This window comes from Saliniramus fredricksonii, from assembly GCF_900094735.1.
Taxonomy (GTDB): Bacteria; Pseudomonadota; Alphaproteobacteria; order Rhizobiales; family Beijerinckiaceae; genus Saliniramus; species Saliniramus fredricksonii.
Genome location: NZ_FMBM01000002.1, coordinates 504,009 through 529,494 on the forward strand (window position 1 = coordinate 504,009; position 25,486 = coordinate 529,494).

A 25,486-nucleotide genomic window follows, 5' to 3' on the forward strand; every position below is an offset into this window, starting at 1 on the left:
TGCCGCCCGGGAGCAGGATAGGCGCGGTGTCGGGCCTTGACGAGGGGGTTACGCGATTCAGCCGACGGCGGGGGCATTCTCCCGCATCAGCGGATTGCCTTCGGGCGTGTCGTTGAGGTGGCAGGCCGAGAGCCGGCCCTTGCCCACATCCTTGAGGGCGGGGCGCTCCTGACGGCAGCGGTCGAAGGCGAAGGGGCAGCGGGGATGGAAATGACAGCCGGGCGGTGGCGTCAGTGGCGAGGGAATTTCTCCCTTGAGCGCGGTGAAGTGTTTCTTCTTCGCATCGAGGCGGGGAACCTCGTCGAGCAAGGCGCGCGTATAGGGATGGTTGGGGCGTTCGAAGATCGCATCGGTCCCCGCGAGCTCGACGATGCGCCCGAGATACATCACCGCCACGCGGTCGGAAATGTGCTCGACCACGCCGAGATCATGGCTGACGAAGACATAGGTCAGGTCGAGCTCGCGCCGCAGATCCATGAACAGGTTCAGCACCTGCGCCTGGATCGAGACGTCGAGGGCGGCGGTGGATTCGTCGCAGACCAGCACTTTCGGGTTGACCGCGAGTGCCCGCGCAATACCGATACGCGCCCTCTGGCCGCCGGAAAACTGGTGCGGATAGCGCATGCGGGTCGCCGGATCGAGCCCGACCTTGCGCATCACCTCCGAGACATAGCCGTCGATCTCGTTGCGGCGGATGATGCCGTGCACGACCGGCGCCTCGCCGATGATGTCCACCACGCGCATGCGCGGATTGAGCGATGCCATCGGATCCTGAAAGATCATCTGGATGGCGAGATCCGTGGCACGGCGCTCGGTCCCGACCATCTTGCTGACTTCCTTGCCGTGATATTTCACGGTGCCTGCACTCGCCTCGAGAATGCCGGCGATGACCCGGCCGAGGGTGGATTTGCCGCAGCCCGATTCGCCCACGAGCCCGACGACCTCGCCTTTGGCGACGCTCAGATTCACGTCATCGACGGCGCGGACCACCTGATCCTCGAGGCCGGCCCCGAACAGATTGGCGATCTTCTCCGCCATGTCGAGGCTGCGCACGAAGCGTTTGTGGACCTGGCCGAGTTCGAGAATCGGCGCAGACGCGCCCGGGGCGATCCCGGGGCTGGCGGCGGTCCCGGCCTTGACCGGATTGTTGTCGGCTTGTGTAGTCATGACGAATGTCCTCGCCGTGTGTCTCAAGCGGCCGCAGGCGTCGGCGACGACAGCGGATGATGGCAGCGCGCGGCGCGTCCGCCCTCATAGGGCGTGGCTTCCGGCATGGTCGTTTGACAGATCTCGGTGGCATGATCGCAGCGCGGCGCGAAGGGGCAGCCCTGCGGCAGATTGCCCAGTGAGGGCGTCATGCCGCGGATCTGTGCGAGCGGTTCGCCGCGCTTGTTGCGACTGGGAACGGAGCCGATCAGCCCGGCGGCATAGGGATGAATCGGCGCTTCGAGCACGGAGCCGACCGGCCCCTCCTCGACGATCCGCCCAGCATACATCACCGCAACGCGGTCGGCGAGGCCGGCCACGACGGAAAGGTCATGCGTGATCCAGACGAGCGCCGTTCCGGTCTCGGCGCACAGATCCTGCACCTCGGAAAGGATCTGCGCCTGGATGGTGACATCGAGCGCCGTGGTCGGCTCGTCGGCGACCAGCACGGTCGGGCGGTTGAGCAGCGCGGTCGCGATGGCCACACGCTGGCGCATGCCGCCGGAAAACTGACCCGGATAGGCCTTGAGACGCTCGTCGGCGGAGGGGATGCCGACTTTCTCCAGCGCCCGACGCGCCCGTTCCCGCGCGGCCTTCTCGGAGATCTTCTCATGGGCACGGATGGCTTCGATCATCTGCGTATCGATGCGCAGCACGGGGTTGAGCGTTGTCATCGGATCCTGAAAGATCATCGCGACATCCTTGCCGCGCACACGCCGCAACTGCTCTTCCGGCAGGCCGACGAGCTCGCGCCCGTTCACCGTGATGGAGGAGCGCGGACTGATCTGGCCGGGCGGATCGATCAGGCCGAGCACGGCGAGGCCGGTGACGGATTTGCCCGAGCCGGATTCGCCGACGAGCCCCAGAACCTCGCCGGCGCTCACGGTAAAGCTGATATCATTGACGGCCGTGACCAGCCCCTCGCGGGTGCGGAACGTGACCGACAGGTCTTTGACATCGAGGACGGCCTTGCTCATCGCCATACGTCCCTTTTCATCTGCAATGCTCCAGCGGGGAGCGGTCATATCTGCGAGCGCGACCGGCGCAGACTGTGCGCCGGCCCTGTGCTAGCGCGAGAGCCTGGGATTGAGCACATCGCGCAAGCGGTCACCGACGAGGTTGATCGCCACGATCAGGATCACCAGCGCCACACCGGGGAAGGTGGAGATCCAGTAGGTTCCCGAAAGCAGATAGCCGTAACCATTGGCGATCAGCATGCCGAGTGAGGGCTCGGTGACCGGCACGCCGACCCCGAGGAAGGACAGTGTCGCTTCCAGCGCGATGGCATTGGCGACCTGCACCGTCGCCACGACGATCAGCGGCGGCAGGCAGTTTGGCAGAAGGTGCTTGAAGACGAGCCGGCGCGCGGGCAGCGACAGGCAGCGCGCGGCTTCGATGTATTCGCGGCGCTTCTCCACCAGGGCCGAGCCGCGCACGGTGCGCGCATAATAGGCCCATTGCACGATGATCAGTGCGATGATCACCTTGTCGACGCCCCGCCCGAACACGGCGAGCAGCACGAGTGCCACCAGGATCGCGGGAAAGGAGAGCTGGAGATCGACGACGCGCATCAGGAAGCTCTCGGTGCGCCCGCCCATATAGGCGGCGAAGACGCCCACCGATGCGCCGATGATGGCGGCGATCAGCACCGAGGAAGCGCCGACCGTCAGCGAGATCTGCATGCCGTAGAGGACGGCGGAGAACATGTCGCGGCCCTGGTCATCCGTTCCGAGAATGGCGAGCATGCCGGTATCGAGCCGCTCGCCGGGGGGCAGCATGTTGTCCATGATCGACAGGGTCGCCAGATCATAGGGATTCTGCGGGGCCCAGAGCGGTGCGGTGAAGGCGGCGACGACGAGGATCACCAGAACCACCAGCCCGATCGTCGCCGTCATGCTCTCGAAGAAAGCAGCGACATGCCGGCGCAGCAGGCTCTCGCCCTGCTCGACGGGACGTGGCGGGTTCGTGGCAGATGGCTGCGTGACGGCCTTTTCGATCGTATCGGTCATGACGGTCAGCCCTTCGATTCGGTCAGGCGCACGCGGGGATCGATCGCTGCATAGAGCAGATCGACGACGAGATTGATGATGACGAAGACGACGACGGTCAGCATCAGATAGGCCACGATCACCGGGCGATCGAGGCGGTTGATCGAATCGATCAGCAGCTTGCCCATGCCGGGATAGGCGAAGACCGTCTCCGTCACCACGGCGAAGGCGATCATCGAGCCGAGCTCGAGGCCGAGCACCGTGACCACCGGGATCATCATGTTCTTGAGCACGTGCACGAAGACGATGCGGTTGCGCGACAGGCCCTTGGCGCGGGCGAAGCGCACGTAATCCTGCAGCATCACCTCCCGCGTGCCGGCCTGGGCGATGCGGATCACCAGCGAGGCCTTGTAGAGCGAGAGCGTCAACGCTGGAAGGAAGAGATGGCGCAGCCCGTCCCATGTGAACATCGAAAGCTGCAAGCCGAAAATCTCGACGGTCTCCCCGCGTCCGCTCGCCGGCAGCCAGCGCAGCTGCACGGCAAAGAGCAGGATCAGCATCAGGCCGAGCCAGAAATTCGGCAGTGAGAAGCCGAAGATCGAAGTCGTCATGATCGAACGACCGAGCAGCGATTCGGGCTTGAGGCCGGCAATGACGCCCAGCGGCACACCGAGCAGGATCGAGAGGATCAGCGCCACCAGCGCCAGTTCCATCGTCGCGGGGAAGCGCTGGAGGATCACGTCGACGGCGGGCTGCGCATAGACGAACGAGCTTCCGAGATCGCCCTGGAGCGCGTTCCAGATGAACACGCCGAACTGCTCCCAGAGCGGGCGATCAAGGCCCAGCCGCGCGGTGATCGCCTGGATCTCCTGCTCATCCGCATCCGGATTGGCCAGGATCGCCACCGGATCGCCGACGGCGTAGACGGCCAGGAAAACCAGTGTGGCCATGACGGCCACAACCAGTGCGGACTGGCCGATACGACGAATGAGATAAACCAGCATGGCGGCTGTCTCACGTTAGAGGGAAAGTTGCCGTGTACGACCCTGCGTAAGGATGTACTTGGCAAGAAGAGCACTGCGGCGCGCTCAAATCAATGAGCCGTGGAGAAACCGCCTTTCGCAGGGTTTTGCAAGGGAATCCGCAAGGGAATCCGCAAAAAAATCCGGCATGCCTTGAATTGTGCGCATGCAACGACTTTCCCTGGATTGTGTCTCGAGCCGTTACGAAAATCCCGGCGTGCAGAAGGGTGGCGGCGCGTGAGCTTTCGGCAGATGCGATGCGGGCGATGCCGAAGCACCGCCCGCATACCGATTCCCGTCCTCACTCGGCGGGGCGGACCATCATGGCGATGGTGTACTGGTCGACGCGGGGCGTGAGTTCCAGACCTTCTGCGAAGGCCCAGGGGGTGACCTCGAAGTGCAGCGGCACGGTGGCGTAGTCTTCCATTGCCATGATCGAGGCGCGTTGCAGGATTTCCTCGCGGGCATCGTCGTCGACGGTGCGGCGGGCTTCCATGACGAGCGCGTCGATGGCGGGGTTGGAATAACGCTGCCGGTTGGTCGAACCCATGCCGGTATCGGGATCGCGGGTCGCGACCAGCGCCGTGAGCGAGTTGGCCATCTCACCCGAAGCCGCCCCCCAGCCGGCCAGCCACATGCCGAATTCCTGGTTGTTGCGGCTGGAGAAGAAGGTCGAGGCCGTCATTGCATCGACACCCGTGCGAATGCCGATCCGCGACAGGAACTGCGCCACGGCCTGGGCCACGCGCTCGTCGTTGATGTAGCGGTCGTTGGGAGACGAGAGCGTGATCTCGAAACCGTCACCGAAGCCGGCCTCTTCCAGGAGCTCGGCCGAACGCTCGGGATCATACACGTCCGGCTCGGCGTCTTCGCGGGTACCAAACAGCGGATAAGGCAGAAGCTCGCCCGCCGGCACGGCCACGCCGCCCATCACGCGCTCGACGATGGCGTCGCGGTTGATCGCCTTGGAGATGGCCTCGCGCACGCGCACATCGGCAAACGGATTGACGCCATCGGTACCCGACACGCCCGGGGGCACGTCTTCGCCGCTATCCATGTGCAGATAGATGACACGGTTCGACAGGCCCTGGTCGATCTGGAAACCGGCCTCGCGGATGGTGTCGAAATCCTGGATCGGCGGCGTCTCGATGACGTCCACGTCACCGGCGAGCAGCGCCGCGACGCGGGCACCCGGATTGGCGATCGGGCGCAGGGTGACGTTGTCCCAGCTCGGCGTGCCGTCCCAGTAATCGGCGTTGCGGGTGAGTTCGATACGGTCGCCCGGCACGAAGTTCTCCAGCGTGTAGGGGCCGGTACCGATCGCCGTCTCGGGGCTCGAGAAATCCGTCGAAGCCGGCAGATCGCCCATATTGGCGCAGCCATCGGCGGAGAATTCCACGCCCTCGCCGCCATAGACCGAGGCGTTGAGCATCGCCACCGAGGACATGTTGGTCGGCAAAAGCGGCGACGGGCCGTCCGTGGTGAAGGTGATGGTCGAACCGTCGACCTCCACGCCGACGATGTCGCGCACGAAGCTGGTGAAGGAGGAGGGCGAGCCCTCGACCATCGGCACGCGGCAGATCGAATAGATCACATCCTCGGCCGAGAATGCATCGCCATTGGAGAAGCTCACGTCGTCACGCAGGGTGAATTCCCAGGTCGTGTCGGTCGTCGCTTCCCATGCCGTGGCCAGCGAAGGCTGGATCAGCATGTTCTCGTCGGAATAGGTCAGCGACTGGAAAATGTGCTGACGCAGCGCGTTGTTCGGCCCCAGATTGTGGAAATGCGGGTCCATCGAGGACGGCTCCGAACTCAGACCGATCCGCAGATCGGCGGCTGTCGCGGGCGCCGCGGCCAACAGGGCCAGCGGCAGGGCCAATCTTGCAATGCCGTGCTTCATGACGATTCTCCTCTGGATCGGGACGTTTCGGTGCCCCTATGATTTTTCTGCGCCAAGCCATCAGTTTTTTGCATAGCGTTATTGCGCAAGCGCAACAAATTGGTAATATCTAGATGGTGTATTGTCACCATTAAAAATGATCAGATTTTGTAATAGAGGTATGCAGAAAATGGAAAACGAAGAGGATGGCGGGCGCTCCTCCCGTCCGAGCGTGCGCGAACTGGAAGTGCTGCATGCGGTGATCACCACGCGAAAGACGACCGCTGCTGCACAACGATTGGGTGTTTCGCAGCCGGCCGTGTCACGGGCGATCGGGGCGCTGGAGGCGCGTCTGGGGCGCGATCTGTTCGTCCGCGATGGCGGGCGCCTCGTCCCGACTGCCGACGCCTTCGCCCTCGACGCCGAAGCCGCGCCAATCTTCGCGGCTCTGGCGCGGCTGTCGAACTGGCCGAACACGCCCAGCGTCGGAACCCTGCTGCGCATCTTCAGCACGCCGACCATTGCCCATACGTTTCTCGCGCCGATGGTGACGCGTTTTCTCCAGGTCGAGCCCGATACGCGGATCCAGATGGAGATCGGACGCTCCGATGACGCCGTTGGATCCGTCGCCGACGGCACCACGGATCTCGGCGTGCTCGACGTGAAGGCGGCGCATCTCGGTGTGCGGGCCGAGCCGTTCCGGCAATCCGTCGCGCACGTGCTGATGCCCTCCGATCATCCGCTCGCGGAAAAGGAGACGATTCGGCCTACCGATATCGGTGATTCGCCGATGATCGCCGTCACGCGGCGCTTCTCGGCCCGCGCGCGGCTGGAGCGCGCCTTTGCGGAAGAGGGTATCGAGCCACGTACGGTGCTTGAATCGGGAACGGTACAATTCCTGCTGGAGATGGTGCGTGCAGGTGTCGGGATTGCCGTTATCAATCCGTTCCCGATCGCCTATGTTGCGGGTTCGGGGCTGGTCTTCCGGCCGTTCGAGCCGATGATCGAATACGAGACGTCCTTCGTGTTCCCGGCGGTCGGCGGAAACCTTCCGGTGGCACGGCGGTTCGTCGATTTCGTGCGCGCCGAGCAAATGAACCTGGTGCCGGCCGCTTAGCCGACCATCAGAATATACAGGGAGCTGTTATATGTCCTATGACAGGATCGCATCGATTCTGTCGACGCTGGTGGCGTTCGACACGACGAGTCGCAATTCCAATCTCGCGATCATCGACTGGATCGAGCGCTTCCTTGCCCCGCACGGTTTCAGCTTCGAGCGGATCTACGATGAAACCGGGCTCAAAGCCAATCTGTGGGCCAGTATCGGCCCGCAGGACGAGCCCGGCTTCGTCCTCTCCGGCCATACCGATGTCGTTCCCGTAGACGGGCAGAACTGGTCGAGCGACCCGTTCACCGTGACCGAGCGGGACGGGCGGCTCTACGGGCGTGGGACCTGCGACATGAAGGGCTTTCTCGCGGTCTGTCTGGCCAATGCCGAGCGCATGGCGCAGGCGCCGCTCGCCCGCCCGATCCACTTTGCCTTCAGCTATGACGAGGAGGTGGGCTGCGTCGGTGCGCGCGGCCTCGTCTCATGGCTGCGTGACCAGCCGGTCCGGCCACAGGCCTGTTTCGTGGGGGAGCCGTCCGGCATGCAGGTGGTGCTGGGCCACAAGGCCAAGCGCAGCCTGGTCGCCACGATACGTGGCCTCACGCGCCATTCCTCGCTTGCGCCGCAGGGGGTGAACGCGGTGGAGTTCGGTGCGCTGCTGGTGGCCGAGATCCGCCGGATCGCGGAGGAGCTGCAGGAATCGGGGGCGCGCGATGCACTCTACGATGTTGCGCATACAACGGCGCATGTGGGCATCATGCAGGGCGGCACGGCGCTCAATATCGTGCCTGATCGCTGCGAAATCCGCTTCGAGTTCCGGGCTGTCGGCCAGGATGATCCCGACACGCTCGTGCAGCAGGTCAAGGATTATGCCAGCCGGGTGCTGGAGCCGCGCATGCAGGCGGTCGATCCGGCGAGCGGCATCGATATCGACGTCTTCGCCGGTTTTCCCGGTCTCGATACCGAGCCCGAGGCCGATGTCGCGACGCTCGCCAAGCGGCTTGCCGGGCGCAACGACCACGCCAAGGTCGCCTACGGCACCGAAGCCGGTTTGTTCCAGGCCATCGCAGAGGTGCCCACGGTCATCGTCGGTCCCGGCGCCATCGCCCAGGCGCATCAGGCCGATGAATGGGTGGCGATCGACGATTTGATGAAATGCGATGCCTTCATTCAGGCGCTGGTCGAGCACGCCACACGCGCTTAAGCGGCCTCAGAACGCCTTGAAGGTGATGATGGTCTTGGTGTCGTCGATCTCGGGGATCGTCTGAACCTTCTCGGCGACGAAATGGCCGATATCCACGTCGCGGTCGATGTGGAACTTGGCCAGGATGTCGTAATCACCGGCGGTGGAGTAGATTTCCGAGGCGATTTCACGATCGGCGAGTTCCATCGCCACGTCGTAGGTCTTGCCCAGCTTGCATTTGATCTCGACGAAGAAGGTCTGCACGGAATGCGCTCCTGTTGGTTGGGCGCGAGGGCGCCCGTTCATGATCGCTGTGATCTAACCCGTCCTGACGCTGGGGCAAAGCCACTTGTGCGGGGCGGCAATGATCATCATCCGCCGGCCAGCGCGACCACCCGGCGCGTCATCGCCGAATCAGGATCGGCCAGCCCGGCGATCACATCGAAATGATGGCATGCGTCGATGCGTGCGTAGCGTGTCGCGACGCCGGCTTCGCCCCAGCTCGCGGCGATGCGCTCGCTCTGGCGATGATATTCCGCACTCTCCGCGCCGCCGACGACGGCATCGAGGATGGCGCCGGGGTGCGGCGGCGGATTGTGCAACGGGCTCACCGCACGCGCGGATTCGGCATCGAGGCCGAGCGCCTTGTTGATCGAGGTGGAGATGAGGGGCTCCAGATCGAACAGACCCGATATCGCGTAAGCGGCGCGCACGCTGTCCTGCGCCAGATCCGGGTCCTGCGCGCGCCAATCCGTCGCGAGCATGCAGGCGGCGAGGTGCCCCCCGGCAGAATGGCCGGCAATGACGAGGGGGCGACCGAGCTTCAGGAGCACCCGGCAGGCCTCGCGCATCTGGTCGATGATTCCGGTAATGCTGTTGTCGGGGCACAGATCATAGCCGGGCACCGCCACCGAGATGCCATGCGCGTTCGCGCCTTTCGCCATATGGCTGAAATAGCTGCGTTCCATCGCCTGCCAGTAGCCGCCATGGATGAAGACGAGCGTCGCCGCGCCGCGCGGATCGGCGGGCGTGAACAGGTCGAGCACCGCGCGCTCGCCGGGGCCGAAGGGGATGGGCGTCGGCGGCGTATGCTCGCGATAATCCGCCGCATCGGCGATCCAGCCTGCGATATGCGCAGGATGATCGGGAACACGGGCGCGGTTGTTGTATTCGGCTTCATAATCGATCACGCTCATGCTGCTTCCTCCCCGCCGGTTCCCCGGCGATCCGTTTGCATGAAAGTGCATGAGACAGGCGGGCCGCGCAACTTCGCGCGTATTGCACCAATCGGGAAAGTGCGCATGGTCGCTTTGACAAAGATGTCTGGACCGGGCGCAAACTCGGCGCTCCGAGATGATTGGCAGATGAATGGCGGCATGATGACGGATCCGGTTCTGATCGAAGTAACCCGTAACGGCCAAGTGGAATCACGCCATTGCGGCATGGTGGCGATCAGTGACGCCAATGGCGGTCTCGTCGCCGGTATCGGCGACTTCGCGCGACCGGTCTTTCCGCGTTCCGCCGTCAAGGCGCTGCAGGCGCTGCCGCTGGTCGCGTCCGGCCTGGCCGAGAAGCTCGGCCTCGGGGCGCCGGAAATCGCACTCGCCTGTGCCTCGCATTCCGGCGAACCGGCGCATGTAACGACGGCGCAGGGCATGCTCGCGCGGGTGGGGCGCGACGAGAATTGCCTCGAATGCGGCGCGCATTGGCCGATGAACCAGGACGCGATGCGCGCGATGGCGCGGCGCGGTGAAACCCCGCATGCAGGCCATAACAACTGCTCGGGCAAGCATGCGGGCTTCGTCTGCCTCGCCTGTGCTGCAGGGCACGATCCCGCCGGCTATATCGACCCCGATCATCCGGTCCAGCAGCAGGTGCGCGCCGCGCTCGTGCGCATGACCGACACGCCGCATGAGCCGGTCAATCGCGGTATCGACGGCTGCTCGATCCCGACCTATGCCGTCCCGCTCGAATCCCTCGCCCGCGCTTTCGCACGCTTCGGCAGCGGGGAGCGGATGCCCGCCGATTACGCGCAGGCAGCGCGTGTGATCCGCAATGCGGTGGCGCAGGCGCCGTTCATGGTGGCAGGGACCGGGCGTTTCGATACGCGCGTGATGGAAAGATTCTGTGATCGCGTCTTCATGAAAACCGGCGCCGAGGGGGTCTATTGCGCGACGATACCGGAGCGCGGTCTCGGCATCGCCGTCAAATGCGCCGACGGCACGACGCGCGCTTCGGAGGCGATCATGGCGCGCATCCTTTCGGCGCTGCTGGCCCGGGACGACGATGAGCGCGCCTTCCTCGATGATCTGGCGCACGCGCCCCTGACGAACTGGAACACGATCACCGTCGGGGCGCTGCGCCCGGCGGATGCGCTGAATGACGCGCTTGCGCGTATCTCATGAGGCTGCGCGTATTCGATGACGATGCCGGCGCGCGCCTCAGGAGACCTTGCCGCGCACCTTCAGGAAGCGCATGGCGCGCTCTGAAAGCTCGGCGGTGAGGCCGTCGTAGTTTGCGAGATCCTGTTCGATCTGCTTTGCCGGAATGCCAAGCCGCGAGGCGCGTATGGCGAGAACATCCTTGAAGCCATCCTTGCTCAGCCCCATCGCCTTGCAGGCGACGGCGATGCCGCTGGCTTCCTTCTGGAGCAGGGCCCGCAATGCCTGGGTGTTTGGAATATCACTGAACGTGCTGACGACCTGGGCGAGGTCGAAGGCGCGATCATCCTTGCATAAGAGGGAGACCACATCGTCGATCTCGCGCTTGCCTTCCTTGAGATCGGCGATCAGCAGCCGCACTTCGAGGCGCCGCTCACGGGCCTTGCGGGCGAATTGCTTGTTCTTGCTGGCGTCAATGACTTCGGTCTCGACCTCGGGTGTGTGCGTCAGGCTCATCTGGGCGGCGATCTGCAGAACGCGCCGCGCCTGTGTCGCGGGCAGACCATCAGAGCGCTCGGCGAGGTTGCGCGCGACCTGCGTGTCGCCGTCGCTGCGGCTGATCAGCGTATCGAGGCCGCGATCCGAAAATGTGGCGCCCTCATTGCCCGATACGGTACGCAAAACCTTGCGATCGCCGCGCTCGACGAGGACATCGGTAACGGTTTCCGACAGGCTGGCGCGCTCGGCGATCGCGGCGAGATGGGCCTGCGAATGGCTCACCGCGATGGCGGCCAGATCGTCGTCGCTGAGGACGGGCGAGAGGCGCAGAACCAATTGCGCGACCGATGCCTCGTCGTCGGTTGCCAGACGCTTCGCGATCGGGTTGGGCAATTGCGGCTCTGCCGCGACGCGCTCGGCATAGGCCGCGCGATCGTCGGAACCCATGGCGTCGAGGGAGCGCCGGGCGATATCGCTGTAATGCTCGGTCGCCGCCGCGCTGGCGTCCTCGTCAACCAGGAAGAGATCCGTTACTGCGTTCAACAATGTACGGCGGCCCTCGGAGGAGGTATCCGCAGACATTTCCGACAACCGTTCGAGCATGATGGCCTCAATTTCGTTTGCTCGAACATAACTGCCATAAATTGCTTCACACGGGGTTAATCTCGACGCTCAAACCTCTTTGAAAGAGTAATTAGTAACTCATATATTACGTGAATACGCGATACGCATCAATAAATAAATACAATCATTTATTGCGCCCTCCAATTCCCGCTCCGAAGGACGTCTCTTGCATCGTCTCGATTTGTCGCAGGCCCTGCGGCGCTGCGTCATGTCACGCGGAAAGGGAATATGGATGAACACGACATGCGCCGCACGTGCCGCGCCGCAGGCGCTCAGGGTCGAGTAATAGGCGGCATTGCACAGATAGCGCCCGGCGTCACGCGAGATCGCGGCGCGCAGGCCGCGCCGGCGCATGGCGCGCACCATTGCCGCAATCGGCGCTTGTGTACGACGGATCAGACGGGGATCCTTCCGGTCGAGCCGAAGGCTTGCATCCCCCACACCTCCGCCCGCATCGGGAAACAGGCGCGACACCCGGTTTCGGGCCTGACGCTCCGGTGTGATCGCGTCGCGTTTCGGTGCAACACCGAGGAGCAGCACCGCATCCGGATCACTCTCGCGCAGAGCCGGCAGCAGTTGCGTCTCGAGGGCGCTGTAGCGGGTATCGAGAATGCGCAGATCGACCTGCCAGCCGAGGCGGCGCCAGCGTGGATTCGCGGCGGCTGCGCGCGCCACGCGCTCGGATGGATTGCGCGGAACCCGGGGAAAGGGGCCGAAACCGGTGATCAGCAGGCGGGGCATGGGGACGCTCACAAACCGAGAATGCCAGCGATCTCGTCGGCGGCGCTGGTCGCGGGGAGCGCGCCGCGACGCACCTCGTCTTCCAGCGCACGAATGCGCGCGCGCAGATCGGCATCACCGTGCAGCCGGCGATGAATGCGTTCCTCGATCATGGCCCACATCCATTTGATGTCCTGCCCGCGCCGGCGCGCGCTGATCTCGCCCCTGGCTTCGAGCCGCGCATGGTGATCGCAGACATGCGCCCAGAGCGTATCGAGCCCGTCGCCCGTCAGCCCCGATATGGTGATCACCGGCGGGCTCCAAAGCGGCGAGGCCGGGGCGAGGATATGCAGGGCCGCGCGGTAATCCACTGCTGCGGCGCGGGCGCGCGTTGCGCCCTCGCCATCGGCCTTGTTGACGGCGATCATGTCGGCCAGCTCGATGATGCCTTTCTTGATCCCCTGCAATTCGTCACCGGCGCCAGGCAGCATCAGCACGAGGAAGAAATCGGTGAGATCGGCCACCGCCGTCTCGGACTGGCCGACGCCGACGGTCTCGACGAGAATCACGTCGAACCCGGCTGCTTCGCAGAGCAGCATGGTTTCGCGCGTCTTCGCCGCCACGCCGCCCAATGTGCCGGAGGCGGGGGAGGGGCGGATATAGGCGTTCTCGTCAACGGCGAGCCGCGCCATGCGGGTCTTGTCACCGAGGATCGAGCCGCCGGTGCGTGTCGAACTCGGATCGACCGCGAGCACGGCCACGCGCTTGCCCTGCGCCGTGAGCATGGAGCCGAGCGTGTCGATCGTCGTGGATTTGCCCACGCCCGGAACCCCGGTAATGCCGACCCGCAGGGCATTTCCCGTCTCGGGCAGAACCTCCTCCAGAAGCTGGCGCGCCGCATCGCGCCGATCCTGCCGGCGCGATTCGACCAGCGTGATGGCGCGCGCCAAAGCCGCGCGCTCGCCGGCGATCAGGCGCGCGCGCAGATCGGCGATGTCGATGGCGGGGGGCGTGTTGCGACCGGGGGATGGATGGGGAGAGGACATGAAACCCGTATTGACTCCTGATCTGATCGGCCTGCGTCAGCGGCAGGGCTGCGCGCGCGGCAACGCCCGCGAATCCGTGGCGCGAGAGTAGCGCCGGGGTCAGGCCGGGGCCAGTGTGAATTGCCCTTGCAGGTGCCCGAGCGCGGAATAAGGCGCAGCCGGCATGCTCCAGCTTGCTTACATTTATCAACCATTCCTTCACCACGATTTGGGTAAACCGAGTCCATAAAAGGGAGAAAACGCCGCATGTTCGCCAGAAAAATCGTGTCGATGGCCCCTGCTTCCGGTCAGGAAGCGCAGGGCAATGTCGAATCCGCCATCTGTGAAGCCCTGCAGGCGCTTGCGCGCGGCGAGGCGCCCGATACGTCCGCACTGCCGGCGCAGGTGGTCACGCATCTCAACGCGCTGGCTTCGGAAATCCGCGTACGCGACGCACGGGAACTGGAGAACACAGTCGCTTTCTCCATGCAGGCGAGTGAATCCATGACGGCGATCGCCCGCGCCACCGGCGAGGTGCGCGCGGTCGATCGCGATGCACAGGCCATGTCCGCCGCCGTCGAGCAGCTCGATGCCTCGATTCGCGAGATCAACGGCTTCGCCGCGCGCTCCATCGAAGCGCTCGACAATTGCGTGAGCGAGGCGTCGGGCGGATTGGAGGCGGTGCGCACGGCGCGGCGGGAGACCCGCAGCATCGGCGAGGCCTTCGCCACCATCGACGAGCGCGTGCGCGCGCTGGAGAACGCCGCGCAGCAGATCACGCAGATCGTCGATACCATCGCAGCCATTGCCGGGCAGACCAATCTGCTCGCTCTCAACGCCACGATCGAGGCGGCGCGCGCGGGTGAAGCGGGGCGCGGTTTCGCCGTCGTCGCGGGTGAGGTCAAGAATCTCTCCGGCCAGACGGCACGCGCCACGGAGGATATCCGGGCGCGGATCGACAATCTGCAAAGCGAGGTCACCGCCATACGCGGTGCGGTGGAGCACGCCACCGAATCCGTCTCCGCCGGCGTTGGCGCCGCCGATCAGGCAGAGCATTCCGTGGAGGCGACGGCCGGGGAGGTGTCGCAGAGCCACGGGCTGGTCGGGGAGATCGCCCGCGCCATCGCCGAGCAGTCATCGGCCACGGCGGAACTCGCGCAGGGCGTGATGCGAATCGCCTCCGATGCCCGCCAGGCACGCGAGCGGACGGAGGCGGTCGTCGCCGCCGCCGCCGGTTCCGAGGCGGTGATCGGGTCCAGTCTCCAGGAACTCGGCAAGCGGGCTATCCCCGATTACGTGCTGCATTGCGCCAAATCCGATCATCTGATCTGGAAAAAACGCCTCGCCGGCATGCTGGTGGGGGTCGCGCAGCTCGAGGAATCGGAATTGTCCGATCACAAGGCCTGCCGTCTCGGCAAATGGTACGAGGCTGCGCGCGCCGATTACAGCCGTTATCCGGCTTTCGTCGCGCTCGAGGCACCGCATGCCCGCGTGCACGATGCGGGCAAGCGCGCAGCACGGGCCTTCAATGCCGGTGATCTCGCCGCCGCCGAATTGGCGTTTCGCGAACTGGAAGAGGCCTCCGGCGCCGTCATCTCGGCTCTGGATGATCTCATCGCTCAGACAAGCGCGGCGCCGGGGCGCGGACATGCGGCAATGATTGCCTGACCGACGGATCTCTGCCGGGCGCCAAGATCTCTTGCGAGCGCCAAGATCTCTTGCGAGCGCCAGAATGTCTTGCGGGGATCATGCATGCACGCGCGGCATCATGCGGCGCGCGCTCCCCCCTGCGGGCCGATGACTCGCAGCCATGTCACGGAACACGAATCACGGAAAACGAAAAAACCTCCTGCCCGTTCTCGGGAGGAGGTTGTTCTCGGTATTGCGCAGACGCTCCCGGGTATCCGGGGCCTGCTTCAATCACAGCGCTCAAGCGACACGCCCCGTCTAAGGTCGCGCTGTCAGGCGCAGTCCATGCTCAGCGAATGCCGGATCGGTTGCCGATATTCAGCGCGCCTTGCCCTTGCTCGGCAAAAGGCCCTCGCGCTGCATGCGCTTGCGGATCAGCTTGCGGGCGCGGCGGACGGCTTCCGCCTTCTCGCGGGCGCGCTTCTCGGAGGGCTTTTCGTAATGACCGCGCAGCTTCATCTCGCGAAAGATGCCTTCGCGCTGCATCTTCTTCTTAAGAGCGCGGAGAGCCTGGTCGACATTGTTGTCACGAACGAGAACCTGCACGCGAAAACCTTCCTTGCTGTGATCGACTGCGCCTGTCAGCGCAGGATGGAATCGGAATACGGAAAGACACGGCGTCCGATCACTCGGACACCTGTCGGTTGGCGAAGCACATAGCAGACGCGCCGATGCTTGTCCACACATCGACGCGTTTCCTCAACTACGGATGATCGCGTCGCGCCCGCGCGCGAGGGAGCATGGCGCAGAACCCCGTGCAATGCCGGCTTTGCAAGGCTTTTGCCCGCGCCGCGACCCCGCCAAAACGGCGGCTCATGGATTTCCGGATGCGTCGCGTGCGCCTTCATCCTATACAGGCCGGACATTCCCGTTCGCGAATCGGCGATTCGGGCAGAAAGCTGCCACAGGGCGATAGCGGGGCGAGGAGCATCAGCGCGGTGACGATTCCGGAGGGGAGCAAGGGAATTCTGGCGCCCGAGAGCCGCGAGGATGATATCGATGCCTCGCTGCGCCCGCTCGCCCTGTCCGATTTCACCGGCCAGAAGGCCGCGCGCGCCAATCTCCAGGTGTTCATCGGCGCGGCGAAGGCGCGCGGCGAGGCGCTTGATCATGTGCTCTTCGTCGGGCCCCCTGGGCTGGGCAAGACCACGCTGGCGCAGATCGTGGCGCGCGAACTCGGTGCGAATTTCCGCTCGACCTCCGGCCCCGTCATCGCGAAGGCCGGCGATCTCGCTGCGCAGCTGACCAATCTGGAAGAGCGCGACGTGCTCTTCATCGACGAGATCCACCGCCTCAATCCCGCCGTGGAGGAAATCCTTTATCCTGCCATGGAGGATTTTCAGCTCGATCTCGTCATCGGCGAGGGGCCGGCGGCGCGTTCGGTGAAGATCGAATTGCCGAAATTCACCCTCGTCGGCGCCACCACCCGCGCCGGCCTGCTGACGACGCCTTTGCGCGACCGGTTCGGCATCCCGGTACGGCTCGAATTCTATACGACCGACGAACTCGAACTCATCGTCAAGCGTGGCGCGCGGGTCCTGAAGATCGGCATGAGCGATGACGGCGCCAACGAAATCGCCAAACGCGCCCGCGGCACGCCCCGCATCGCCGGGCGGCTTTTGCGCCGGGTGCGCGATTTCGCCATCGTCGAGGGGCTCGACACGGTGTCCCGCGCGCTGGCCGACAAGGCGCTGCGGCTGCTCGATGTCGATTCCGCAGGCCTCGACATCATGGACCGCAAGTATCTCATCATGGTCGCCGAGAGCTTTTCCGGCGGGCCGGTGGGCATCGAAACCATCGCAGCCGCCCTGTCCGAACCGCGCGACGCGATCGAGGAGATCATCGAACCCTTCCTGATCCAGAAGGGCTTCGTCCAGCGCACCCCGCGCGGACGTATCCTCACGCCGCATGCCTTCCGCCATCTTGGCCTGCCCGAGCCGCAACGCGGGCCGGAATCGGGAGTCCAGCCCGGTCTGTTCGATCCCGGTTCATCGCAGGGGCAGGGCTGAGTGCGCGACATTTTTGACACGCCTGATCCGAAAGCGCGTGAAGGCCATGCAAGGGGCGCATGACGGATCTGCCTGTCACGCCCTTGCGAAACTGTGATGCCCGCCATATTTTGTGCAGTGCAACAGACGACGTTCTCGTTGTTGCATGCCCTCCTTGGGCGTTTCCTCCCTAGACTTGGGCCGCTCTCCGGAGCGGCCCTTTTTTTGTGCCTGAGCCTGCATAGCCGATTGCGCATGAATCCTTGCTATGCCTGTGCGACGAAGGGTTATGATCAGATAAACGTCATTCAGGTCCCCGCATGTCAGCCCCGATCCCCGAACCCGGCCCCGATGCCGTCCTGCGGCGCGCCGTGATCGAGGCGCTGATCGGTGTTGCCATTCTTTCGGCCATGGATGCGCTGGTGAAGGGATTGGCCGGGCATCTCCCCGTCATCGCTGTCACCTTCCTGCGTTTCGCCTTCGGCGCCGTCGCGGCGCTGGCCGTGGCCGGGATCACGCGTCCGGGCTGGCCGAGTGCCGAAACCATGCGCGTCAACGGCTTTCGCGCGTTGCTGATCGTCTTCACCGCCCTGTGCTTCTTCTATGCGCTGAGCGTGCTGCCGCTGGCGGAAACGCTGGCGCTCGCCTTTCTCGCCCCCGTCTTCATGGCCTTGTTCGGGGCGGTCCTGCTGCGCGAGATCATCACCCGCCGGGTGGTGATCGCGCTGGCAGCCGGTTTCAGTGGGATGCTGATCATCGTCTTCGGCAAGGCGGAGACCGGGACGCTCGGACCGCAGGCCATGCTCGGCGCGATCGCGGCGCTCGCCTCGGCAGTGACCTATGCCCTCGCCATGGTGCTTCTGCGGGCCCGCGCCACGCGCGATTCGCTCGTCGTGATCGTGACGCTGCATAATCTGTTGCCGGCGATCATTCTCGTCTTCCCGGCTCTCATCGTCTGGACGGCGCCGACGGCGTTGCAATGGGGCTGGGCGGCCTTGCTGGGAAGCCTCGGCGTGGCCGGCCACCTGCTGCTCGCGAGCGCCTTCAAGCGCGCGGAGACCGGGCGGATCGCGCCGCTCGATTATACCTCGCTGATCTGGGCGGTGTTGTTCGGCTATGTCTTCTTCGACGAGATGCCGACGCTGTTCACTTTCGCCGGCGCGGGGCTGATCATTCTCGGCGCCCTCAACGCCTCGCGGCGATGAGCAGCGCGATTGCTCAAAGAAAGTATGCCAGCAGCGGCAGGGCGAGGGCCGTGATCAGCCCGTTCAGCCCCATCGCGAGCCCCGCATAGGCGCCGGCGACCGGATGCACCTGGAAGGCCCGGGCGACGCCGATCCCGTGCGCCGCCGTCCCCACGGCGAAGCCGCGCGCGCGCCAGTTGCGCACGCCGATCAGATCGAGCGCCAGCGTGGCGAAGATCGCGCCGATCGCGCCGGTGAGGATCACCAGCACCGCCGTCAGCGAGGGGAGCCCGCCGATCTGCTCGGAAACACCCATGGCGATCGGCGCCGTCACGGATTTGGGTGCGAGCGAGAGCAGCGTCTCGCGGCTCGCACCCAGCGCCCAGGCGAGGCCGAGCGCGCTCGCCACCGCCGTGGCCGAGCCGCAAAGCAGGGCCGTCATCAGCGGAACGGCGCGTCGCGCCAGCCGGGCGCCCTCGCGCCAGAGCGGCAGGGCGAGGCCGACCGTGGCGGTGCCGAGCAGGAAATGCACGAATTGCGCGCCGGCGAAATAGGTCTGGTAGGGAATGCCCGACACGGCGAGCAGCGCCACCAGCAGCACGACCGCGATCAGTACCGGATTGAGCAGGGGCGAGCCGGCGGCGCGCTTTTGCACGAAAAGCCCGAGCTGATAGGCGACGAGCGTCGCGGTGAGCCACAGGAGCGGCTCGGTGGCGAGATAGACCCAGAGTTCCTGCAGGGCCGGGCCATTCTCGGGCGGGGGCAGATCTGCGCGTGTCTCGCCGTTCATGGCTGCTTGTCCTCCTGCCCGCGCTCCTGCGGCGAAAGCGCGTCATAGACCAGCGCCGTCACGACGATACCCGCAATGGTGCTGCCGATCAGCGCCACCAGGATGGGCAGCCATTCCGCCCGCAACAGACCCAGATGCAACGATACGCCGACCCCGGCGGGCACGAAGAGCAGGCCGAGATTGGCCAGAAGCCCGTCGACGAGGCTGCCCAGCTTCTCGGCCAGGGTCGGGCGCACGCTCATGGCGGCGACGAGCAGGACCATGCCGAGCACCGGTCCGGGCAGCGGCAGGCCGAACAGGCGGGTGATGATCTCACCGGCGAGTTGAAAGATCAGGAGCCAGGTCGCGGCTTCGAGCATGGTTGAATCTCCGCAGGCGGGTTATGAGGATGGCACTGCGCCAACATAGACTCGCAAACCGTTTCAGCGAAGACCGGGAACTTTAAGGCGCCTCGCCCGTATTTTCCGGGGCTTGCGTGAGATCAAGGCATGGCGCACCTCTCGTTGCCATGACGGAACCCGCAGACAGCCCGCGCATCCGGAGATATCGCCTTGGCAGAGCCCGCCCCGGAAAAACCTGGTTCGCAAGCAGATGAGGCGCAGGCCTCCCGTGCGGCACGTCCTGATCGCTCGACCTGGATTGCGGGCGGCATCGTGCTCGCGCTGGTTCTGTGGATGGGATCGGGCTTCGTCTTTCCCGCCGAGGAGGAAGAGCAGGTCGTGCGCGATGAGCCGGTTGCGCCCGTCGCCGTCTCGGTGCGCGAATCGCAAGCGCAGCCGGTGGAGCAGGTCTTCATCGCCGAAGGCCAGGCCCTGCCGGTGCGCGATACGGTCTTGCGCGCCGAGATGTCCGGCGAGATCGTGGCGCTCGAAGCGGAGCGCGGTGACAGCGTCAGCGAAGGCGCCGTCATCGCCCGTTTCAATGATGAGGAGCGCGCTGCGGCCCGAGCCCAGGCGGAGGCCGAGCTGGAGCGCGCCGAGCGCGAGCTCGAACAGGCGGAAACCCTGCTCGATCGCGGAACCGGCACTCTCGATCGCGTCGTCAATGCACGCACTGCGCGCGCCGCTGCCGACGCGGCGCTGGTTTCGGCCCGCCGCGCCGAGCGTCATACGACGATCCGGGCGGGTTTCGACGGGCGGCTCGATGATCTCGATATCGAGACGGGTGAATTCGTCTCCGCCGGCGAGACGGTGGGACGTCTGATCGATCTCGATCCGCTGCGTGTCGAGATCCAGGTGCCGCAGCAGGTGCTGAGCGGCATCCATACCGGCATGCAGGCCGAGGTACGGTTTATCACGGGTGAGACAGCGCAGGGCGTCATCCGTTTCGTCGGCTCTGCTGCCGATCCGCGCACGCGGACCTTTCCTGCCGAGATCGCGGTGGACAATCCCGACAGCACGATACCGGCGGGCATCAGCGCACAGGTGCGCGTCCCCACTGAAGGGACCATGGCGCATTTCCTCTCGCCCGCCACCCTGGCGCTGTCCACCGACGGGCGCCTCGTCGTGAAGACGGTGGATGATGAGGATGTCGTCGTCGCTCACACGGTCTCCATCGTGCGCGCGCAGAGCGACGGCATCCATGTCGCCGGCCTGCCTGATACGGCGCGGGTGATCACCATCGGTCAGGGCTTCGTCAATGACGGCGATACCGTCGCGCCGCAACCCGATGAACGTGATGCACCAGAGCCGGGGGATGATCCGCAAGCCGTCACGCAGGCGCCGGATACGCAAGCGCCGGAAACCGGTACGCAAGGCGATGCGCAGGCGGTCAGTCCGCTCGATCCGGCTGATCCGGCTTCCGAACTGTTCGGCGATGACGCGCAGATGCCGTCACCGGGAGCGCAATGATGCTGATCGATGCCGCCTTTGCCCGCACCCGGGTCGTCCTGTTTCTTCTGGCGATGATCCTGGGGCTCGGCGCAATCGCCTATCAGATGATCCCCAAGGAGGCGACGCCGGAAGTCCCGATCCCGGTGATCTATGTCACCACCGGGCTCGACGGCATCTCGCCGGAGGATGGCGAGCGTCTGCTCCTGATGCCGCTCGAAACCGAACTGGGCACCATTGCCGGCCTGCGCGAGATGCGCTCGCAGGCAAGCGAAGGCCATGCCTCCGTGACGCTCGAATTCGAACCCGGTTTCGATGCCGAAGCCGCGCTCGACTCCGTGCGCACGGCCGTGGACCAGGCCCGTCCCGACCTGCCTGCGGATGCGCGCGAGCCCTCGGTGAACGAGGTCAATACGGCGCTCTTTCCCGTTCTCACCGTGATCGTCTCAGGCAATGCCCCCGAACGCAGTCTCAACCGTGTCGCGGGTGATCTGCGCGACACGATCGAGGGTGTCGAGGGGGTGCTCGAAGTCGATATCGGCGGGCAGCGCGACGAACTTGTCGAGGTGCTGATCGATCCCACCATCTTCGAGACCTACCAGATCACGTTCGAGGAACTGATCAGCCAGATCGAGCGCAACAACCGCCTGATCGCCGCCGGCACCATCGAGACGCAGGCCGGGCGCGTGGTGCTCAAGGTACCGGGTCTGATCGAGAACGAGGCGGATGTGCGTGACATGCCCGTGATCGTGCGCGACCGTACCGTGGTGACCTTCGCCGATGTCGCCAATGTCAGGCGCAGTTTCGAGGACCCGCAAGGCTTTGCACGCATCGACGGGCAGCCGGCGCTCGCGCTCGAAGTCAAGAAACGGGTGGCGGCCAACATCATCGAGACGGTGGATGGCGTGCGTGGTGCGGTCGATGCGACGGAGGCCGGGTGGCCCGGCAGTATCAGCGTGGATTACACGCTCGACATTTCCAAATACGTGCATGAAATGCTCGGCGACCTCGAATCCAACGTCATCGCCGCCGTGATTCTGGTGATGATCGTGATCGTGGCGGCACTCGGGCTGCGCAATGCCCTGCTCGTCGGCCTCGCCATTCCCGGCGCCTTTCTTGGCGGCGTCGCGGCCCTTTGGATGATGGGCTACACCATGAATGTGGTGGTGCTGTTTGCGCTGATTCTCGTCGTCGGCATGCTCGTGGACGGGGCCATCGTCACCACGGAACTGGCCGATCGCAAGCTGCAACAGGGGGAGCCGGCGCGCGAGGCCTATCGTGCGGCGGCCAAGCGCATGGCCTGGCCGATCATCGCCTCCACGGCGACGACGCTGAGTGTCTTCGTGCCGCTGCTGTTCTGGGGCGGTGTGGTCGGCGAGTTCATGAAATATCTGCCGATCACGGTGCTTTTGACGCTCACCGCCTCGCTCGCCATGGCGCTGATCTTCATTCCCGTCGCCGGCGGCCTGATCGGGCGCCGGCGCGTGCAGAGCGCCACTGCGCAGGCGCAATTGCGCGCGGCGGAGACCGGCGACCCGCGCGCAATGCGGGGATTCGCGGGATATTACATCCGCCTGCTCGAACGCGCCATCCGCCGCCCCGGCTTCACGCTGCTGCTGGCCATGGCCCTGTTGCTGGGTTCTTTCGCCGCTTACGGCAAGCTCGGCGCCGGCATCTCCTTCTTTCCCGAAATCGAGCCGGATTTCGCCCAGGTGCAGGTGCGCGCCCGCGACGACCTCTCGGTGCATGAACGCGATGCGCTGGTGCGACGGGTGGAGGAGCGCCTGATCGTCATGGAGGAGATCGACAGCGTCATTGCGCGCTCGTTTGCCGATTCGCGCGAGGATCCGGAACTGATCGGCACGATCCAGCTCGAACTGATCGACTGGGATGCCCGTCGCCCTGCCGCCGAGATCGCCCAGGAAATCCGCGAGATGACGAGCGATTTCCCCGGGATCGCCCTGCAGGTTCGCCTGCAATCCATGGGGCCGGGAACCGGCAAGCCGGTCCGGCTCGAAATGCGCGCCGCCGATGCGCAGCTGCGCGCCGAGGCGGTGGAGACCGTGCGGGCGCAGATGAAACGGCTCGGCGGCTTCACCGATATCACGGACACGTTGCCGCTGCCCGGGATCGAGTGGCGCATCAATGTCAACCGCTCGGAAGCTGCGCGCTTCGGCGCCGATGTCAGCCTGCTCGGCCAGGCGGTGCAATTGCTCACGCAGGGCGTGACCATCGCCGATTTCCGCCCGGAAAGCGCCGATGACACGGTCGATATCCGCGTGCGCTTCCCATCCGGCGACCGCACGCTGGAGGCGCTTCAGGGTTTGCGGGTGCCGACGCAGACGGGGCTGATTCCGATCACCAACTTCGTCAGCTTCGAGCCGGCGCCGCGCACGGGCGCGATCCAGCGGCTGGATCAGCGCCGCATGGTCGCCGTCGAATCGGATGTGGCGCCGGGATTGCTCGTGGATGAGCGCATCCGCGCCCTGCGTGCGGCTCTGGAGGAGGCGGATCTGCCGGAGGCCGTCGCGTGGTCCTTTGCCGGCGAGGCGCAGGACCAGGCGGAGGCGCAGGAGTTTCTCGTTGGCGCCTTCGCAGCGGCGATCGCGCTGATGTTCCTCATCCTCATCACCCAGTTCAACAGTTTCCGCCAGGCGGTGATCGTGATGAGCGCCATCATCTTCTCGATCGCGGGCGTGCTGATCGGACTGATCATTACCGGTCGGCCCTTCGGGATCGTCATGGGCGGGATCGGCATCATCGCGCTGGCCGGGATCGTGGTGAACAACAACATCGTGCTGATCGACACCTATAACGTCCTGCGCGGCGAGGGGGCCGGCGTGCGCGACGCGATCCTGCGCACCGGCGCCCAGCGCCTGCGTCCGGTCGTGCTCACCTCGCTGACCACGGCGCTCGGCCTGCTGCCGATGGTGCTCGGCATGAACATCGATTTCTTCCGCAGGGTGATGGTGTTCGGCGCGCCCTCCACGCAATGGTGGGTGGAACTCTCCAGCGCCATTGTCGGCGGGCTGCTCGTCGCCACCGTGCTGACGCTGCTGCTGACACCTGCCATGCTGATGCTGGCGCACGGGCGCGAGCGCGCAGGCAAGGCCGAATCGCAGGGCGTTCAGCGCGGATCGCAGGATGAGATCCCGCAAACCGCCTGAAGGGCACCTCAGGTGAAGAGGCGCTCGTCCTGCAGGTCGGCGTAGAGATGTGCGACCTCTTCGCCATAGCCGTTGTAGATCTGCGTGGGAATCTGTTCGTCGGTGCCGAGCATGCGTTCGCTCGCCTGGCTCCAGCGCGGATGGGGGACTTCCGGATTCACATTGGCCCAGAAGCCGTATTCGTCGCTGGCAAGCTCCTCCCAGAACGAGACGGGGCGTTCATCCGTAAAGCTGATGCGCACGATCGACTTGATCGATTTGAAACCGTATTTCCAGGGAACGATGAGACGCAGTGGCGCGCCGAACTGGTTGGCGATGGGCTGGCCGTATATGCCGGTGACCATCAGCGTCAGATCATGCGTCGCCTCTTCCATGGTCAACCCCTCGGTATAGGGCCACGGATACCAGGCCTGGCGCTGGCCGGATGCGATGCTCGCGTCTTCGAAGGTCTGCATCACCACATATTTCGCCGATGAGAGCGGGCGTGCCATGGCGACCAGATCGCGCATGGGAAAGCCCGTCCAGGGTACGGCCATGGCCCAGGCCTCGACGCAACGGAAGCGATAGAGCCGCTCTTCCAGATCGACGCTGCGGATCAGCCTGTCGATGTCAATGCTGCGCGGCTCCTCGACGAGCCCGTCGATCATGATGCTCCAGGGGCGTATCTCCAGCGATTGCGCCGCCGCCGCGACACGCTTGGAGGAGCCGAATTCATAGAAATTGTTGTAATTCGAGGCGACGCTTTCATCGGTGATGGCACGATCCAGGGTGAAAGCCGGATCCCGGGAAACGGGGTAGAGATCGGTGGTGGGATCATCCTCGCGGGCGACGGCATTGTCGCTGCAGGCCGCCAGACCGGGCAGTGCGGCAAGGCCGATACCGGCAGCAGCGCCCTTGAGGAAGCGGCGCCTGTTGCGAAAAACATCCTCCGGCGTCGCCTGACTCTCCGGGATTTCCCAGCTGCGTTTGTTTCTGATCAGCATTCAATCTCTCCAGGGCGATCACGACGACGACTTGCATTCCGCAAAGGAATTCGTGCTTTAGCGCCGAATTTCCCTTGCGTCATGTTTGCCGATGACCAGATGTGGCGCGCAGGCGGCGTTCTGGCAATGCCGCGAGATGCGCTTACCGGGATCCTCACAGGCTCGTGACCGATGATGATCCTCGCGGGGTGGCGGTGCGTAGACGCATTTTCTGGATGGCCG

Annotated in this window: 22 protein-coding genes; 8 read left to right on the forward strand and 14 right to left on the reverse strand. The window is 65.1% G+C overall.

Going from position 1 to position 25,486, the window contains the following annotated elements; all coding sequences use genetic code 11:
- Positions 1–57 precede the first annotated feature (57 nt).
- The 5 genes from GA0071312_RS08985 to GA0071312_RS09005 all read right to left on the reverse strand — a co-directional run bounded on the left by GA0071312_RS08985 (position 58) and on the right by GA0071312_RS09005 (position 6,116).
- On the reverse strand, positions 58–1,038 hold the full coding sequence (locus GA0071312_RS08985) for an ABC transporter ATP-binding protein (protein ID WP_238947288.1): 981 nt from the start codon (positions 1,036–1,038) through the stop codon (positions 58–60).
- Positions 1,039–1,190: 152 nt separating this feature from the next.
- Positions 1,191–2,183, reverse strand: a complete 993-nt coding sequence (locus GA0071312_RS08990) for an ABC transporter ATP-binding protein (RefSeq protein ID WP_074446037.1) — start codon at positions 2,181–2,183, stop codon at positions 1,191–1,193.
- 90 nt (positions 2,184–2,273) lie between these two features.
- The gene (locus GA0071312_RS08995) at positions 2,274–3,215 is read right to left on the reverse strand and encodes an ABC transporter permease (RefSeq protein ID WP_083204460.1); all 942 of its coding nucleotides are present in this window, start codon (positions 3,213–3,215) and stop codon (positions 2,274–2,276) included.
- Between the two features lie 5 nt (positions 3,216–3,220).
- Positions 3,221–4,198 (reverse strand): ABC transporter permease, encoded by a 978-nt coding sequence (locus GA0071312_RS09000; protein WP_074444687.1) that lies wholly within the window; start codon positions 4,196–4,198, stop codon positions 3,221–3,223.
- Between the two features lie 319 nt (positions 4,199–4,517).
- On the reverse strand, positions 4,518–6,116 hold the full coding sequence (locus GA0071312_RS09005) for an ABC transporter substrate-binding protein (RefSeq protein WP_074444688.1): 1,599 nt from the start codon (positions 6,114–6,116) through the stop codon (positions 4,518–4,520).
- A 169-nt stretch (positions 6,117–6,285) separates the two neighbouring features.
- On the opposite strand from GA0071312_RS09005, the gene GA0071312_RS09010 reads away from it, so the two are divergent.
- Both GA0071312_RS09010 and argE read left to right on the forward strand, forming a co-directional pair.
- A complete protein-coding gene (locus tag GA0071312_RS09010) occupies positions 6,286–7,212 on the forward strand; it encodes a LysR family transcriptional regulator (protein WP_074446039.1) in 927 nt (308 codons plus the stop codon).
- A 31-nt stretch (positions 7,213–7,243) separates the two neighbouring features.
- Positions 7,244–8,407 (forward strand): acetylornithine deacetylase, encoded by a 1,164-nt coding sequence (argE, locus tag GA0071312_RS09015; protein ID WP_074444689.1) that lies wholly within the window; start codon positions 7,244–7,246, stop codon positions 8,405–8,407.
- Positions 8,408–8,413: 6 nt separating this feature from the next.
- Here argE and GA0071312_RS09020 read toward each other — a convergent pair whose 3' ends face one another.
- Together GA0071312_RS09020 and GA0071312_RS09025 are read right to left on the reverse strand one after the other, a co-directional pair.
- Positions 8,414–8,650: an Lrp/AsnC ligand binding domain-containing protein gene (locus tag GA0071312_RS09020; RefSeq protein ID WP_074444690.1), complete on the reverse strand. Its 237-nt coding sequence runs from the start codon at positions 8,648–8,650 to the stop codon at positions 8,414–8,416.
- A 107-nt stretch (positions 8,651–8,757) separates the two neighbouring features.
- Positions 8,758–9,582 carry an alpha/beta hydrolase gene (locus GA0071312_RS09025; protein ID WP_074444691.1) on the reverse strand — a complete coding sequence of 275 codons (825 nt, stop codon included), beginning with the start codon at positions 9,580–9,582 and terminating at the stop codon, positions 8,758–8,760.
- Positions 9,583–9,762: 180 nt separating this feature from the next.
- Between GA0071312_RS09025 and GA0071312_RS09030 the strand changes: the two genes are divergently transcribed.
- The gene (locus GA0071312_RS09030; RefSeq protein WP_338056826.1) at positions 9,763–10,791 is read left to right on the forward strand and encodes an asparaginase; all 1,029 of its coding nucleotides are present in this window, start codon (positions 9,763–9,765) and stop codon (positions 10,789–10,791) included.
- Positions 10,792–10,827: 36 nt separating this feature from the next.
- Here GA0071312_RS09030 and GA0071312_RS09035 read toward each other — a convergent pair whose 3' ends face one another.
- From GA0071312_RS09035 to meaB, 3 genes are all read right to left on the reverse strand, one after another.
- Positions 10,828–11,868, reverse strand: a complete 1,041-nt coding sequence (locus tag GA0071312_RS09035) for a DUF2336 domain-containing protein (RefSeq protein WP_074444692.1) — start codon at positions 11,866–11,868, stop codon at positions 10,828–10,830.
- Between the two features lie 99 nt (positions 11,869–11,967).
- Positions 11,968–12,630 carry a pyroglutamyl-peptidase I gene (locus tag GA0071312_RS09040; RefSeq protein ID WP_074444693.1) on the reverse strand — a complete coding sequence of 221 codons (663 nt, stop codon included), beginning with the start codon at positions 12,628–12,630 and terminating at the stop codon, positions 11,968–11,970.
- Positions 12,631–12,638: 8 nt separating this feature from the next.
- Positions 12,639–13,655 (reverse strand): methylmalonyl Co-A mutase-associated GTPase MeaB, encoded by a 1,017-nt coding sequence (meaB, locus tag GA0071312_RS09045; RefSeq protein WP_074444694.1) that lies wholly within the window; start codon positions 13,653–13,655, stop codon positions 12,639–12,641.
- 246 nt (positions 13,656–13,901) lie between these two features.
- Here meaB and GA0071312_RS20475 point away from each other — a divergent pair, with 246 nt between their 5' ends.
- Complete coding sequence (locus tag GA0071312_RS20475; RefSeq protein ID WP_083204462.1) at positions 13,902–15,302, forward strand: methyl-accepting chemotaxis protein; 1,401 nt, start codon at positions 13,902–13,904, stop codon at positions 15,300–15,302.
- 339 nt (positions 15,303–15,641) lie between these two features.
- Here GA0071312_RS20475 and rpsU read toward each other — a convergent pair whose 3' ends face one another.
- Complete coding sequence (rpsU, locus tag GA0071312_RS09055) at positions 15,642–15,869, reverse strand: 30S ribosomal protein S21 (protein ID WP_074444696.1); 228 nt, start codon at positions 15,867–15,869, stop codon at positions 15,642–15,644.
- Between the two features lie 392 nt (positions 15,870–16,261).
- On the opposite strand from rpsU, the gene ruvB reads away from it, so the two are divergent.
- Together ruvB and GA0071312_RS09065 are read left to right on the forward strand one after the other, a co-directional pair.
- The gene (gene ruvB, locus GA0071312_RS09060) at positions 16,262–17,332 is read left to right on the forward strand and encodes a Holliday junction branch migration DNA helicase RuvB (RefSeq protein ID WP_074446041.1); all 1,071 of its coding nucleotides are present in this window, start codon (positions 16,262–16,264) and stop codon (positions 17,330–17,332) included.
- A gap of 299 nt (positions 17,333–17,631) precedes the next feature.
- On the forward strand, positions 17,632–18,516 hold the full coding sequence (locus GA0071312_RS09065) for a DMT family transporter (RefSeq protein ID WP_074444697.1): 885 nt from the start codon (positions 17,632–17,634) through the stop codon (positions 18,514–18,516).
- A gap of 13 nt (positions 18,517–18,529) precedes the next feature.
- Here the strand turns inward: GA0071312_RS09065 and GA0071312_RS09070 are convergent, their stop codons facing one another.
- On the reverse strand, positions 18,530–19,285 hold the full coding sequence (locus tag GA0071312_RS09070; protein WP_074444698.1) for an LrgB family protein: 756 nt from the start codon (positions 19,283–19,285) through the stop codon (positions 18,530–18,532).
- The gene (locus tag GA0071312_RS09075; protein ID WP_074444699.1) at positions 19,282–19,644 is read right to left on the reverse strand and encodes a CidA/LrgA family protein; all 363 of its coding nucleotides are present in this window, start codon (positions 19,642–19,644) and stop codon (positions 19,282–19,284) included. Before GA0071312_RS09075 ends, GA0071312_RS09070 begins: the two co-directional genes overlap by 4 nt.
- Before the next feature lie 192 nt (positions 19,645–19,836).
- Here GA0071312_RS09075 and GA0071312_RS09080 point away from each other — a divergent pair, with 192 nt between their 5' ends.
- Positions 19,837–21,135, forward strand: a complete 1,299-nt coding sequence (locus GA0071312_RS09080) for an efflux RND transporter periplasmic adaptor subunit (protein ID WP_074444700.1) — start codon at positions 19,837–19,839, stop codon at positions 21,133–21,135.
- Positions 21,135–24,281: an efflux RND transporter permease subunit gene (locus GA0071312_RS09085; RefSeq protein WP_238947162.1), complete on the forward strand. Its 3,147-nt coding sequence runs from the start codon at positions 21,135–21,137 to the stop codon at positions 24,279–24,281. Before GA0071312_RS09080 ends, GA0071312_RS09085 begins: the two co-directional genes overlap by 1 nt.
- Before the next feature lie 8 nt (positions 24,282–24,289).
- On the opposite strand, the gene msrP is transcribed toward GA0071312_RS09085, so the two are convergent.
- Positions 24,290–25,264, reverse strand: a complete 975-nt coding sequence (gene msrP, locus GA0071312_RS09090; RefSeq protein WP_074444702.1) for a protein-methionine-sulfoxide reductase catalytic subunit MsrP — start codon at positions 25,262–25,264, stop codon at positions 24,290–24,292.
- Positions 25,265–25,486: the final 222 nt, after the last annotated feature.